Origin of the sequence: Brachybacterium sacelli (genome assembly GCF_017876545.1) — a bacterium.
Taxonomy (GTDB): Bacteria; Actinomycetota; Actinomycetes; order Actinomycetales; family Dermabacteraceae; genus Brachybacterium; species Brachybacterium sacelli.
The window spans coordinates 2,386,969-2,400,035 of record NZ_JAGIOD010000001.1 but is presented as its reverse complement, the minus strand read 5'-3'; the positions used below and the strand labels follow the sequence as shown (position 1 = coordinate 2,400,035).

Here is a 13,067-nt window from a genome sequence, read left to right as displayed (position 1 = left end):
GGGCTCATTGGAGGCAGCCGGGGCCGAGCAGCGTCTTCAGCGAGGCGTACAGTGCCGCCGACGGGGCGACCGAGAGCCGCTTGTCCAGCTGCATGAGCGTGCTGCGGCCCGGCTCCTGCAGGCGCAGACGCACCTCGCTCGACCCCGGGTTGTCCTCGAGCACACCCCGCAGCTGCTGGGCGACCTTGGTGGTGGCGCGCATGGCGGGCAGCGCGATCACCACGGGGCCGTCGGGGCCGCCGCCGGTCTCGGGGATGGTCATGTCCATCACCTTGAGCTCCGGCATGCCCTTGGAGGTGTCCACGCGCCCCTTCATCGAGACGATGAGGTCCTCGGCGAGCTCGGTGGCGACGGTCTGGTAGGTCGAGGGGAACATCAGGCAGTCGATCGAGCCCTCGAGGTCCTCGACGGTCGCGATCGCCCACATGTCGCCCTTCTTGGTGGTCTTGCGCTGCAGGCTCGTGATGAGCCCGGCGATCGTGACCATGGCGCCGTCCTCGACGGCGCCGTCGTCGGCCAGAGCGCTGATCGCGGTCGACGAGTTCTGGGCGATGACGTGCTCAAGCCCGTACAGCGGGTGGTCCGAGACGTACAGCCCCAGCATGTTGCGCTCGAAGGCGAGCTTCTCCTTGCGGTCCCACTCGGGCAGGTCGGGGATCACGATGGTGGCCGCGGACCCGGTGGCGACCTCGTCCTGGCCACCACCGCCGAAGACGTCACCGAAGAGGTCGTACTGGCCCTGGGCCTCCTTGCGCTTGACGTCGACCACGGAGTCGACCGCATCCTCGTGCACGAGGGCGAGGGAGCGGCGGTTCGCCCCGAGGGAGTCGAAGGCACCGCCCTTGATGAGGGACTCGATGGTGCGCTTGTTGCACACGCTCAGCGGCACCTTGTCGAGGAAGTCGGTGAAGGAGGTGAAGGCGCCCTTCTCCTGTCGGGTCGTGATGATCTCCTCGACCACATGGGCGCCGACGTTGCGGATCGCCGAGAGTCCGAAACGGATGTCGTCGCCGACGGCGGAGAAGTACAGGTCGGATTCGTTGACGTCGGGCGGGAGCACGGTGATGCCGCGGTGGCGGCAGTCGCCGAGATAGAGCCCGAGGCGGTCGCGGTTCTCCTGGGTGGAGGTCAGCAGCGCGGCCATGTACTCGGTGGGGTGGTTCGCCTTGAGGTACCCGGTCCAGTAGGAGACCACCCCGTACGCGGCCGAGTGCGACTTGTTGAAGGCGTAATCGGCGAAGGGCAACAGGGTCTCCCACAGCGCCTGGACGGCGGCGTCGGAATAGCCGCTCTCCTTCATGCCGGCCTCGAAGGAGACGTACTGCTTGTCCAGCTCGGCCTTCTTCTTCTTGCCCATGGCGCGGCGCAGGATGTCGGCTTCACCGAGGCTGTACCCGGCGACCTTCTGCGCCGTCTGCATGACCTGCTCCTGGTAGACCAGCACCCCGTAGGTCTCGTCCAGGATCTCCGAGAGCGGCTCCTCGAGCTCGGGATGGATCGGGGTGATCTCCTGCAGCCCGTTCTTGCGCAGCGCGTAGTTGGTGTGCGAGCCCATGCCCATCGGTCCGGGGCGGTAGAGCGCGGAGACGGCGGTGATGTCCCCGAACTGGTCGGGCTTCATCTGGCGCAGGAGGGTGCGCATGCCGGAGCCGTCCAGCTGGAACACGCCCAGGGTGTCACCGCGCTGGAGCAGCTCGTAGGTCTTCTCGTCGTCGAAGGGCAGCGTCTCCAGATCCGGTGGCGTCTTGCCGTTGCGCGCCATGTTGTCGACCGCGTCGGAGAGCACGGTGAGGTTGCGCAGCCCGAGGAAGTCCATCTTCAGCAGGCCCAGGGTCTCGAGCGTGGGGTACTCGAACTGGGTGATGATCTGCCCGTCGGAGGGGCGGCGCATCATCGGGACGATGTCCACCAGCGGGTGGCTGGACATGATGACGGCGCAGGCGTGCACGCCCCAGCCGCGGGTCAGGCCCTCGACGCCCTTGGCGATCTCGACGACCTTCTGCACATCGGGGTCCTCGTCGTGGACCCTGCGGAACTCCCCGGCCTCGGCGTAGCGCTTGTCCTCGGGGTCGAAGATCCCCTTGATCGAGATGTCCTTGCCCATGACCGTGGGCGGCAGCGCCTTGGACAGGCGGTCCCCCATCGCGTACGGGTAGTCCAGCACGCGGGCGGCGTCCTTGAGGGAGTTCTTCGTCTTCATGACCCCGTAGGTGATGACCTGCGCGATGCGGTCGTCGCCGTACTTGCGCTCGACGTACTCGATGACCTCGCCGCGGCGGCGATCATCGAAGTCGACGTCGAAGTCGGGCATGGAGACGCGGTCGGGGTTCAGGAACCGCTCGAACAGCAGCCCGTGCTCGAGAGGGTCGAGGTCGGTGATGCGCATGGCGTAGGCGACCATCGAGCCCGCGCCCGAGCCACGGCCCGGGCCCACGCGGATCCCCTGCTCCTTCGCCCACTTGATGTAGTCGGAGACCACCAGGAAGTAGCCCGGGAAGCCCATCTGCAGGATGATGCCGACCTCGTAGTCGGCCCGCTGCTGGACCGCATCGGGGATGCCGGAGGGGTAGCGGTACTCCAGTCCCCGCTGGATCTCCTTGATGAACCAGGACTCCTCGTCCTCCCCCGCCGGGGTGGGGAAGTTCGGCATGTAGTTGGCGCCTTCGTCGGTGGTGCGGAACTCCACCTCGCACATCTCGGCGATGCGCAGGGTGTTGTCGCAGGCCTCGGGGAACTCGCGGAACAGCTCGCGCATCTGCGCGGCGGACTTCAGGAAGTAGCCGGAGCCGCCGAACTTGAAGCGATCGGGGTCGTTCAGCCGGGAGCCGGAGTTGATGCACAGCAGGACGTCCTGGATGGTGGCGTCTTGCTCGGTGACGTAGTGGAGGTCGTTGGTGGCCACCAGCGGTGCGCCGACGGCCTTGGCGACCTCGAGCAGGTCCTTGGTCACGCGCTTCTCGATGTCGAGCCCGTGGTCCATGAGCTCGATGAAGTAGTTCTCGCGCCCGAACATGTCCTGGTACTCGCCGGCGGCCTTGACGGCCTCGTCGAACTGGCCCAGCCGCAGCCGGGTCTGCACCTCGCCGGAGGGGCAGCCGGAGGTGGCGATCAGGCCGTCCGCGTAGGTCGAGAGGATCTCGCGGTCCATGCGGGGCCACTTGCCCATCTGTCCCTCGAGCGAGGCGGCCGAGCCCAGGCGGAAGAGATTGTGCATGCCCGCCGTCGTGCGCGAGAGCAGCGTCAGGTGGGTGTAGGCGCCGCGGGCCGAGACGTCGTCGCCGGCGAGCTGCTGCTCACGGGTCCCCCACTGCTGGCGGGTGCGGTCGTGGCGGCTGGTCCCCGGAGTCACGTAGGCCTCGATGCCGACGATCGGCTTGATGCCGGCGGCGGTGGCCGTCTTGTAGAACTCGTAGGCGCCGAACAGGTAGCCGTGATCCGTGATGGCCACGGCCTTCTGGCCCTGCCGCACCGTCTCGTCGACCAGTTTGTCGATCTTCGCGGCCCCGTCCAGGAGCGAGTAATCGGTGTGGACGTGGAGGTGCACAAAATCATCGGAGTCCGCGGGAGCCATGCGCTCCAGCGTAGCCAGTCGCAGTGACGGACGCGCCGCGGACCCGGGGTCGAAGAGGTCACCTCGGCGCGTCCGGCGTGTCGGGAATAGGACGGGGCCGGGTCCCGACGCCGGCGCGACCGCGCCGCTCCGCCGAGCCCCGCGTGTCCAGCTACGTCGCGAGACGTTCCACCGCAGCGGCACCTTTCACGGCGCCGGCTCAGTCCCCGTCGCCCTCCGCCTGCTGTTCCCGGCGCATTTCGGCCAGGAGGGTGTTCATGTAGTCGTGGACGTCCTCGTAGCTCAGGGAGCGTTCGTCGCGACGCGGCGGGATGCCGCCGACGAAGGCGCCGCCGTGCCAGGCCATCGACTCATCGGGCAGGGTCGGGTCGTCGTCGCGCCACAGCTGGATCGGGATCGCGTGGGCCGCGAGATCCCGGGCCACCTCATCGGCCTGCGCCGGGCTGCCGGAGCGCTGCAGCACGGAGACCAGCAGCGACTGCGCGGCCCAGGCGACGGCGTCGTCCTCGCTGTCCTCCCCGGGGTCCAAGGACTCCTGGACGAGGGCGATGTAGCTCGCGGCGAGCTCGTCGGCCCCGTCCTCGTAGTGATCCTTGGCCACCCGCAGCGCGACCCGCGGCACGAGGTCGCGCGCGTCCCACAGCACGGCGGCGCCGACCAGCGCCATGCCCACACCGGTCGGGAAGTCGGGGTCGAGCCCGATCGCGGTCCTCGGCGCGCGCCCCGCACGGCGGGCGTCGTCGGCCTCCAGGAACTCGCCCACGGTGCGGGAGATCGCGGCGCGGGCACGCTCATCGTCGCGCAGTGCCATCTCGGCCTCCGCGGGGTCGATGCCGAGCCGGCGGGCGACCCGTGTGAAGGGGAAGTCGGGGCGGGACAGGGCGGCATCGCGGGTCGGTGCCAGCGCGCCGGAGATCTGCTCATCGCTCATGGCTCGACGCTACCGCCTGCAAGACTGTCCTCGTGACGAGCCGCTCTGTGATCCTCCTGCGCCCCCTGAGCCTCGATGATGCCGAGACCATCTCCGACTGGGCGGAGGACCCGCTCTTCGTCGCCCACGCCGGTTGGACCCCCGGCGTGGAGCGGGCGACGGTGCTCGCGTTCTGGACACGCCTCGCCACCGCTCCCCCGCCGGATCTGCTGCGCCTCGCAGCAGTGCACGACGGCGAGATCGTGGGCTGCGTGGACCTGCACGGCAGCGGGCCGACGACGCGGGAGCTGGGCTTCGAGGTGGGCCCGAGCGCGCGCTGGGGCCAAGGGCTCGGCACCGCGCTCGCGCGCGCCGGGCTCGACCACGGCTTCGAGGAGTTGGGGCTCGAGGAGATCTGGGCGGAGGCCCTTCCTGCGAACGCCGCCTCGGTGCGGATCCTCGAGCGGCTGGGCATGCGCCGCACCGGCAGCGGGAACGACGAGGAGTTCCTTGGCGAGCCTGGCCGCTACTCGCTGCATCGGATCACGCAGGAGGAGCATGCACGGCTCAGGGACCGCGGAGCCGCTCCAACGCCTGCTGCAGATCCGCGGGGTACTGCGAGGTGAAGGTGACCTGCTGCCCGGTGGCGGGGTGGACGAAGGCCAGCTCCATCGCGTGCAGCCACTGACGGATCAGTCCGATGCGCTCGGCGAGCGTCGGGTCGGCGCCGTACAGCGGATCGCCGACCAGCGGGTGGTGCAGGGCTGCCATGTGCACGCGGATCTGGTGGGTGCGCCCCGTCTCCAGGCGCACCCTCAGCAGCGTCGCGCCGCGCAGCGACTCGAGGGTCTCGTAATGGGTCACCGAGTGCTTGCCGTCCCGGCGGACGGCGAACTTGTAGTCGTGGTTCGGGGAACGGCCGATCGCCGCCTCGATGGTCCCCCCGGGCTGGTCCGGGGCGCCCTGGCAGACCGCGTGGTAGACCTTGCCCACCTCGCGGGCGCGGAAGGCGTCCTTGAGAGTCGTGTACGCACGCTCGGTGCGAGCCACCACCATCAGCCCGCTGGTGCCGACGTCGAGGCGGCTGACGATGCCCTGGCGGTCCGGGTCGCCGCTGGTGCGGATGCTCACGCCGGCCGCGGCGAGGTGTCCGAGCACGGTGGGGCCCGACCAGCCCGGGCTGGGGTGCGCGGCCACGCCGACGGGCTTGTCGATCACGACGATGTCGTCATCCTGGTGGACCAGGCTCATGCCCGCGGCGATCTGGGGGCGGACCGGCGCGGCGGGCGCCGCATCGGGCAGCTCGACATCGATCGTCGTCCCGGGCTCCAGTCGCGTGGAGCGGGCCGGGACCTGCCCGTCGACCAGCACGTTCCCGGCCATGACGAGGTCCGCCGCGCGGGTCCGGGACAGGCCCAGCATCCGCGAGATCCCGACGTCCACGCGCTCACCGGCCAGCCCGTCGGGGACCATGAGGGTTCGGGAGGAGCTCACCGGGCCTCCCCGTCCTGCTCCTCGGCCTGCGCACCGCGCTCGGCCTCGGCGGGGTCAGGAGCGTGGCCGATCACGCCGAGCAGCACGACGAGGATCGCGCCGCCGACGACGGCCATGTCGGCCAGATTGAACACGGGCCAGTGAGGCAGCTCGAGGAAGTCCACGACCTCGCCGTGGAAGGGGCCCGGCGGGCGCAGCAGACGGTCGTGGATGTTGCCCAGCGCCCCACCCAGGATCAGGCCCAGGGCCAGGGTGTACCAGGGCGAGCGCACCCCACGCACCGCGAACACGATCACGCCGAGCACGATCACGATCTGCAGGCAGGTGACCACAGGAGTGGCGCCGGAGCCCATCCCCCAGGCCGCGCCGGAGTTGTACAACAGGGTCAGCTGCAGGAACTCACCGAGGAAGGGCTGGGGGTCCAGCAGCGGCAGGGACGCCTCGGCCCAGTTCTTGGTGATCTGGTCGAGGACGGCGATCACTGCGCCGACGACGGCCATGCCGCCGAGGACCGTGCCCCGGCTCAGACGGCGGCGAGCGCCGGACCCCGCGGGCCCGGCGCTCGTCGACGAGGGATCAGCGTGGTTCACAGACCGAAGTTCGCCTGCTTGTCCTGCGTCTCGCTCGTGTCGAGGTCGCGGAGCTGGTTCTCGAGGTAGTTGCGCAGCCGGTTGCGGTAGTCGCGCTCGAAGTTGCGCAGACCCTCGATGGTCTTGTCGAGGTCCGCCTTCTTGGTCTCGAGCTCGGCCAGCGTGGTGCGGGACTTCTCCTCGGCCTCGCCGACGATGCGCTTGTGCTCGTCGTTGGCCTCGGTGATGAGGCGGTCGCGCTCGTCCTCACCGTTCTTGACGTACTCGTCGTGCAGACGGTTCGCCAGGGCGATGATGCCGGCCGCGGACTCGTCCGGGGCCTGGGCGGCGGGGGCTGCGGCGGTCTCCTCGGCGGGCGCTTCCTCGACGACGGACTGGGGGGCCGTGGCGTCGGCCTCCTGCTCGGCCTTCGCCGAGACCGGGGTCGCGTCGATGACATCGTCCGACTCGGTCTCCTCCGTCTCGGAGGGGGCGTCCTCGGTGGCAGCGGCGGAGCCCGACTCGACCTCGGCGAGGCGGTTGTGCGCCTCCTCGAGCTCCTTGGTCAGCCGGTTGTTCTCGTCGATCAGCTCTTGGAGGCGCGGCAGGATGTCGTTGTCGAGGTAGTTGTCCACCTCGTCCATGTCATAGCCCTCGGAGAACCGAACCGGGGTGAACCGCTTGGACAGCAGGTCATCGGGCATCAGAGCCATGGGTCACCTTCTCGTCAGTCTGGGATCGAAATGCGCGGTGAGGCGCGGTGACGACAGCCTAGCGGATGCCGGGGGCGCCCCACGACGCGCTGGGGCCACGGTCACGCTCAGGCGGCGAAGGAGGAGAGCACCGAGAGCAGGATCCAGCCCACCACGAGCAGGATCATGAGGCTGAGGTCGAGGGCCACGGCACCCAGGCGCAGCGGCGGGATGATCCGCCGCAGACCCTTCACGGGAGGGTCGGTCAGCGTATAGACGATCTCGAACAGCACCAGGACGAATCCGCTCGGGCGGTATTCACGCGCGAAGGACTGGATCCACTCGAGGACCAGTCGCGCGATCAGCACGATCAGGTACAGCAGCACTGCGAGGTACAGCACTCCTGCGACGAGTTGCACGGAGGCGCTCAGCTCTGGTTGTAGAAGCTGCCCTCGTCGGCAGAGGTGTCTCCGTCGACCTGGACGAACTCCGGGGAGAGCAGGAACACCTTGGAGGTCACCCGCTCGATGCTGCCGCGCAGACCGAAGACCAGACCGGCGCAGAAGTCGACCATGCGCTTGGCATCGCCGTCCTGCATGTCCGAGAGGTTCACGATGACGGGGACCCCGTCACGGAAGGACTCGCCGATCGCCTTGGCGTCGTTGTAGGAACGCGGATGGATGGTGGTGATGCGGTGCATCGACTCCTCCACTGCCGGGGCCATGGCCACGACGTTGGACCGCTGACGGATCGGGGTCACCTGGGCCTCCCGTTCGGGAGCGGGCTCGGGGCCGCGCTCGGTGCGGCGAGCGGGAGCGGCGGCCTCGTCCTGACGGACCCGCTCGTCCTCGTAGTATTCGTCGTCGACCTCGTTGGCGAGGCCGAGTGCGACCATGGCGTTGCGCCAGTTGCCCATCGCAGATCTCCCAGATTGTTGTTCGCGCTGACCTGGGCTCCGGGGAAGCACGGGGAGTGCGCGGGAGCCCTTGCACGTTGAAAGTACCCCAGGCTTTTCCAGGACCCCGGGAGGTCGTCGGCGTGTCGTGCCCGTGTCGCGGCCGCATCGGGGCGGTCAGGCGCGGCGGACCACTCCGGCGAATCGCCCCGTGCTCGTGCTGCGACGGTAGGAGAAGCAGCGTGGGTCCTCGAAGGTGCAGGGGTGGGCGGCATCGATCGCGGCCGACGGGACCCCGGCGGTCTCCAGCACGCTGATCGCGCCGGCCCGCAGGTCCAGGGCGGGCGTGCCCCAGCGGGTGCGGGCGCGGGTGGCGGGCAGGTGGGCCGCGACCCGTTCGCGCATCTGCTCCGGCACCTCGTAGCAGGAGCCGCAGATTGAGGGGCCGATGCTCGCGGTGAGGTCCGCGGGGCGCGAGCCCAGCACGGCCATCTCCGCGATCGTCGCCTCCAGCACCCCGTCCAGCAGGCCGACCCGTCCCGCATGGGCGGCCGCGACCACCCCCGCGACCGGGTCCGCCAGCAGCACCGGCAGGCAGTCGGCGACCATGATCGCCAGCGCCACGTCCGTGCGTCGGGTGACCAGTGCGTCGGCCGTGGCGACGGGGACCGGGCCCTGCTCGTCGAGCACGTGCACCTCGGACGAGTGGACCTGGTCGACGAACACCAGCGAGGCTCCGATCTGCTCGGCGACGCGCTCGCGGTTGCGCTGGACGGCCCCGTTCTCGTCCCCGATGTGCCGGGCGAGGTTCAGCGAGGCGAGCTCACCCGTGCTCACTCCTCCCTCGCGCCCCGTGAACAGGGCACGGGCCCCGCGAAGTCGCGGGGCCCGTGCAGGAGGAGCTGTCGTCACTTGAGGAAGGACGGCAGATCGAGGTCGTCGTCGTCCGACGGCGGCTCCTCGATCCGCGGCGGCCGTGCCGGCTGCTGCTGCTCCGGGGCGCGGGGCGCGGGCTGCGGCGTGAACTGCGCCTGCTGCGGCGCGGCCTGGCCCGGCTGCTCCTGATCGGCTTCGGTCGATTCGAGCACCTCGGTCTCCGGCTCGGCGGATCCCTGCTCCTGGCGGGAGGGCGAGAAGGTCTGCTGCGGCAGACCCCAGGCACCCGGGGCGGCAGCCGCCCCGGAACCGGCCCCGACAGGGCGCTGCTCCGTGGAGGCCGCGCGGGGGGCCGGGGCGGGCTCCGGACGAGCGGCCGGACGCTGCTGCGGGGCGACGTCCTGGCGCGGGGCCGGGCCACCGCCTTCGAAGCCGGCGGCGATGACCGTCACCCGCACCTCGTCGCCGAGGGCGTCGTCGATGACGGAGCCGAAGATGATGTTCGCGTCCGGGTGCGCCGCCTCCTGGACCAGGCGAGCGGCCTCGGAGACCTCGTACAGCCCCAGGTCGCTGCCGCCCTGGATGGACAGCAGCACGCCGTAGGCGCCGTCGATCGACGCCTCCAGCAGCGGGCTGGAGACGGCGAGCTCGGCGGCCTGCAGAGCACGGTCGTCGCCCCGGGCGGAGCCGATGCCCATGAGAGCGCTGCCCGCTCCCTGCATCACGGACTTCACGTCGGCGAAGTCGAGGTTGATCAACCCTGGTGTGGTGATCAGGTCCGTGATGCCCTGGACGCCGGAGAGCAGCACCTGGTCCGCGCTCTTGAAGGCGTCGAGCATGGAGACCTGCTTGTCCGCGATGGACAGCAGGCGGTCGTTGGGGATGACGATGAGCGTGTCGACCTCGGCCTGAAGGCCGGCGATGCCCGACTCCGCCTGCGTGGAGCGACGACGCCCCTCGAAGGTGAACGGGCGGGTGACCACGCCGATGGTCAGCGCGCCGAGGCTGCGGGCGATCTTGGCGACCACCGGGGCACCGCCGGTGCCGGTGCCGCCGCCCTCGCCCGCGGTCACGAAGACCATGTCCGCACCGCGGAGCACCTCTTCGATCTCCTCGGCGTGGTCCTCGGCGGCACGCTTGCCGACCTCGGGGTCGGCGCCGGCTCCGAGACCACGGGTGATCTCCTTGCCGACGTCGAGCTTGACGTCCGCGTCGGACATCAGCAGCGCCTGCGCATCGGTGTTGATCGCGATGAACTCGACGCCCTTCAGGCCGGATTCGATCATGCGGTTGACAGCATTGACACCTCCGCCGCCGACGCCGACGACCTTGATGACTGCGAGTGAGATCTGGGTTCCGGCCACGTTTGGGGTCCTTGCTCTTGTCGTTCAACTGGGACGAGGGGCCTTGCGTCGTGCCTGGTCATCGACTGCCGAAACCCTCAACCTCGAGTTGAGGTTTGGACTTCGGAGCGCCTCTTCTTTCCTTTGACGCTAGGGACGCGGGCACGTCCACGCAAATACAAAGGGCGCGTGTCGGCCCTGAAGCGCGGAGGAAGGGTGGAAAGGTTCACCCACCCACCCTCAGCGGGTCACCGGGGCCACCGGGGAGGAGACGTCGATCTCGGTGCCGGGCTCGGCGACCAGCGCCTGCACGACCTTTCCCTTCAGCTCCGCATCGGCGGCGTCGCCCCACACGACCGTGCGGGTGCCGCCGTCCTCGAGGGAGAGGACGAAGCGCACATCGCTCGCGCTCGTGGCGGTCATCTTCTCCACCGAGCCCCGGAGGGACTCGGGCATGCTCGCCAGGACCTCGCTCATGGCCGCCGCCGCGCCCTCGGGGTCCGCGGCGCCGCCGTCGGCGGTCAGGGGCACCAGCTCCGACCCCGCTGCCTCGGACGCGGCCTCGGGCAGCTCCCGGCCCTGCGCATCGATCACCGCGGTGGAACCGTCGGTCCGGGTCAGCGTCCCCACCGGGGTGGCCTCGGTGACGCTCACGCGGACGCCGTCGGGCCAGGCCCGCTCGACCTTCGCGTCGCGGACCCCCGGCACCTCGGCGACGTCGGCGGCGATGTCGGAGCTGGGCAGCAGCAGCACGCTGTCGCCGCGGTGGGGCTCGATCGCCGCCTGCACGTCGCCCTCCTCGACATAGTCGAGGCCCGAGACCGTGACCTGCTGGACCTGGAGGGCCGGCAGGAAGACCGCGGCGGCGAGACCGGCGACGAGGACCAGGACCGTGGCGGCGACGGTGGCGAGGATCGCGCGGCGACGACGGCGCCAGGGCCGCCCGGCGACCAGCTCGCGGAAGCGGCCGGCGGCCTGGACCACGCGCCCGCCGCCACCGCCGCCGTCCTCACCCGGGTCGGGACCCGCGGCGGCGGGCTCGGACGGGGCGGGTGCCGGGCGCGCGCGACCGACGGGGGCGCCCCGCCGGGGTGCGGGGTCCTGCGGGGCGGGGGCCGACGTCGGGGCGGCCCGACGGGTGCCGGGCCGGGGACGCGGGGCCGTGGGACGACGGGCCATCAGGCCTGCTCCCGCGGGGCGTCCAGGGCGGCCATCACGGCGGGGGTGGTCTCGACGACGTCCCCGGCGCCGAGCATCAGCAGCAGGTCCCCAGGGCGGGCGACCTCGCGCACCGCGGAGGGTACCTGCTCGCGATCGCTCAGGGGGCGGACCCGGTGACCGTCGAGGTGATCGGTGATGGTGCGGGCATCGATGCCCGGGTCGGGATCCTCGCGGGCGGCATAGACCGGCATCACCCAGGCGCGGTCCGCGGTCGCGAGCGCCGCGGCGAAGTCCGCGGCGAAGTCGCGGGTGCGGGAGAACAGGTGGGGCTGGAACACCGCGAGCACGCGCCCTCCGCGCTGCTGCGCCTCGACGATGCCGTGGGCGGCGGCGAGGGTGGCGGAGACTTCCCGCGGATGGTGGGCGTAGTCGTCGACGACGGTGACGTCTCCCGCCACCCCGGCCACGTCGAAGCGACGGGAAGCGCCGCGGAAGGCGGACAGCCCCGCGGCGAGGGCGACGAGCTCAGTCTCCGGGACGGAGACGCTGGTGGCGGCCAGGGCGCCGAGGGCGTTGAGCACGTTGTGGTGACCGGCGACGGACAGTTCGAGGTGCAGGCGGCCGTGCGGGGTCTCCAGCTCGACCTCTGCGCCCCCGGCCCCGCCGCGCTCGCTCAGCACCCGCCAGTCGGCCTCCGCGTCGGCGCCGTAGGTGGCCACGGAGATCCCGTCCCGGGCGGCCCGCTCCCCCAGGCTGCGGGCCCCGGGATCGTCGGCGCACACCACGAGGGTCCCGCCGGGCCGGAGCTGCCGGACCAGCGCGTCGAAGGCGGCGGTGAGGGTGGCCGCGTCGCCGTGGAAGTCGAGGTGGTCGGGCTCGAGGTTGGTGACCACCAGGGCGCGCGGGGCGAAGGCGAGGAAGGAGCCGTCGGATTCGTCGGCCTCGATCACGGCGGTGCCCGCGATCGGGGGCGGCGGTCCGTCCGCTCCCGCCCCGGCGGAGAAACCGGCATTGCGGCCCAGGTCCGGGACTGCCGCGCCGAGAGCCCAGGCGGGGTCTTCCCCGGCTCCGCGCAGCGCCATCACCGCCATCCCGGTGGTGGAGGTCTTGCCGTGCGTGCCGGCGACGGCGACCAGCTCCCGCCCGCCGAGCAGTCCGGCCAGCGCCGCGGCGCGGTGGACGACCGGGATCCCCCGTTCGCGGGCGGCGAGCACCTCGGGGTTGTCCGCCCGCACCGCCGTGGAGACCACGACGACGTCGACGTCCTCGGCCAGCAGCGCGGCGTCGAAGCCGATCCCGATCCGGGCGCCCCCCGCACGCAGCGGGGCGATGAACTGGCCGTCCTGGGAGTCGGACCCGCTCACGGCCAGCCCCGCCTCGAGCGCGAGGCGGGCGACGGCGGACATGCCGGCGCCACCGATCCGGACGACGTGCACGCCGCGGACCTCACGGTCGCTGGGCCAGGCGGCCTGGGTGATGACGGGCCCGGGGCGCAGGATCGTGCGCGGCGTGGACGGGCCGGTCGGGCGGACGGGGGAGGTCATGTGTTCACCGTA

Annotated in this window: 12 protein-coding genes; 1 reads left to right on the top strand and 11 read right to left on the bottom strand. The window is 71.2% G+C overall.

Annotated features, from left to right (window positions below; translation table 11 throughout):
- Nucleotides 1-4: 4 nt before the first annotated feature.
- Together dnaE and JOF43_RS10790 are read right to left on the bottom strand one after the other, a co-directional pair.
- Complete coding sequence (dnaE, locus tag JOF43_RS10795) at nt 5-3,571, bottom strand: DNA polymerase III subunit alpha (RefSeq protein WP_209901912.1); 3,567 nt, start codon at nt 3,569-3,571, stop codon at nt 5-7.
- Between the two features lie 199 nt (nt 3,572-3,770).
- Nucleotides 3,771-4,502: a hypothetical protein gene (locus tag JOF43_RS10790; RefSeq protein ID WP_209901910.1), complete on the bottom strand. Its 732-nt coding sequence runs from the start codon at nt 4,500-4,502 to the stop codon at nt 3,771-3,773.
- A 32-nt stretch (nt 4,503-4,534) separates the two neighbouring features.
- Between JOF43_RS10790 and JOF43_RS10785 the strand changes: the two genes are divergently transcribed.
- Nucleotides 4,535-5,107, top strand: coding sequence for a GNAT family N-acetyltransferase (locus tag JOF43_RS10785; RefSeq protein ID WP_209901909.1), 573 nt, complete (start codon nt 4,535-4,537; stop codon nt 5,105-5,107).
- Here JOF43_RS10785 and JOF43_RS10780 read toward each other — a convergent pair.
- The 9 genes from JOF43_RS10780 to murC all read right to left on the bottom strand — a co-directional run bounded on the left by JOF43_RS10780 (nt 5,049) and on the right by murC (nt 13,055).
- Nucleotides 5,049-5,975: an RluA family pseudouridine synthase gene (locus JOF43_RS10780; RefSeq protein ID WP_209901907.1), complete on the bottom strand. Its 927-nt coding sequence runs from the start codon at nt 5,973-5,975 to the stop codon at nt 5,049-5,051. The two genes, JOF43_RS10785 and JOF43_RS10780, sit on opposite strands and share 59 nt — an antisense overlap.
- Entirely contained in the window at nt 5,972-6,565 is a 594-nt protein-coding gene (lspA, locus tag JOF43_RS10775; RefSeq protein ID WP_209901905.1) for a signal peptidase II, read from the bottom strand. The genes JOF43_RS10780 and lspA overlap by 4 nt, the downstream gene beginning before the upstream one ends.
- The gene (locus tag JOF43_RS10770; protein ID WP_209901903.1) at nt 6,562-7,257 is read right to left on the bottom strand and encodes a DivIVA domain-containing protein; all 696 of its coding nucleotides are present in this window, start codon (nt 7,255-7,257) and stop codon (nt 6,562-6,564) included. Before JOF43_RS10770 ends, lspA begins: the two co-directional genes overlap by 4 nt.
- Nucleotides 7,258-7,364: 107 nt before the next feature.
- Nucleotides 7,365-7,655 (bottom strand): YggT family protein, encoded by a 291-nt coding sequence (locus JOF43_RS10765; protein WP_209901901.1) that lies wholly within the window; start codon nt 7,653-7,655, stop codon nt 7,365-7,367.
- Nucleotides 7,656-7,663: 8 nt separating this feature from the next.
- Entirely contained in the window at nt 7,664-8,152 is a 489-nt protein-coding gene (locus JOF43_RS10760) for a cell division protein SepF (RefSeq protein ID WP_209901899.1), read from the bottom strand.
- 156 nt (nt 8,153-8,308) lie between these two features.
- Nucleotides 8,309-8,968 carry a peptidoglycan editing factor PgeF gene (pgeF, locus tag JOF43_RS10755; protein ID WP_377784612.1) on the bottom strand — a complete coding sequence of 220 codons (660 nt, stop codon included), beginning with the start codon at nt 8,966-8,968 and terminating at the stop codon, nt 8,309-8,311.
- Between the two features lie 71 nt (nt 8,969-9,039).
- Nucleotides 9,040-10,371 carry a cell division protein FtsZ gene (gene ftsZ / locus JOF43_RS10750; protein WP_209901895.1) on the bottom strand — a complete coding sequence of 444 codons (1,332 nt, stop codon included), beginning with the start codon at nt 10,369-10,371 and terminating at the stop codon, nt 9,040-9,042.
- A gap of 219 nt (nt 10,372-10,590) precedes the next feature.
- A complete protein-coding gene (locus tag JOF43_RS10745; protein ID WP_209901893.1) occupies nt 10,591-11,529 on the bottom strand; it encodes a cell division protein FtsQ/DivIB in 939 nt (312 codons plus the stop codon).
- Nucleotides 11,529-13,055 carry a UDP-N-acetylmuramate--L-alanine ligase gene (gene murC / locus JOF43_RS10740; RefSeq protein WP_209901891.1) on the bottom strand — a complete coding sequence of 509 codons (1,527 nt, stop codon included), beginning with the start codon at nt 13,053-13,055 and terminating at the stop codon, nt 11,529-11,531. Before murC ends, JOF43_RS10745 begins: the two co-directional genes overlap by 1 nt.
- Nucleotides 13,056-13,067: the final 12 nt, after the last annotated feature.

What these genes read in the sequence shown, in the direction of transcription:
- dnaE (WP_209901912.1), bottom strand. Translation starts at nt 3,571, where the DNA reads ATGGCTCCCGCGGACTCCGATGATTTTGTGCACCTCCACGTCCACACC.
- JOF43_RS10790 (WP_209901910.1), bottom strand. Translation starts at nt 4,502, where the DNA reads ATGAGCGATGAGCAGATCTCCGGCGCGCTGGCACCGACCCGCGATGCC.
- JOF43_RS10770 (WP_209901903.1), bottom strand. Translation starts at nt 7,257, where the DNA reads ATGGCTCTGATGCCCGATGACCTGCTGTCCAAGCGGTTCACCCCGGTT.
- JOF43_RS10760 (WP_209901899.1), bottom strand. Translation starts at nt 8,152, where the DNA reads ATGGGCAACTGGCGCAACGCCATGGTCGCACTCGGCCTCGCCAACGAG.
- JOF43_RS10745 (WP_209901893.1), bottom strand. Translation starts at nt 11,529, where the DNA reads ATGGCCCGTCGTCCCACGGCCCCGCGTCCCCGGCCCGGCACCCGTCGG.
- murC (WP_209901891.1), bottom strand. Translation starts at nt 13,055, where the DNA reads ATGACCTCCCCCGTCCGCCCGACCGGCCCGTCCACGCCGCGCACGATC.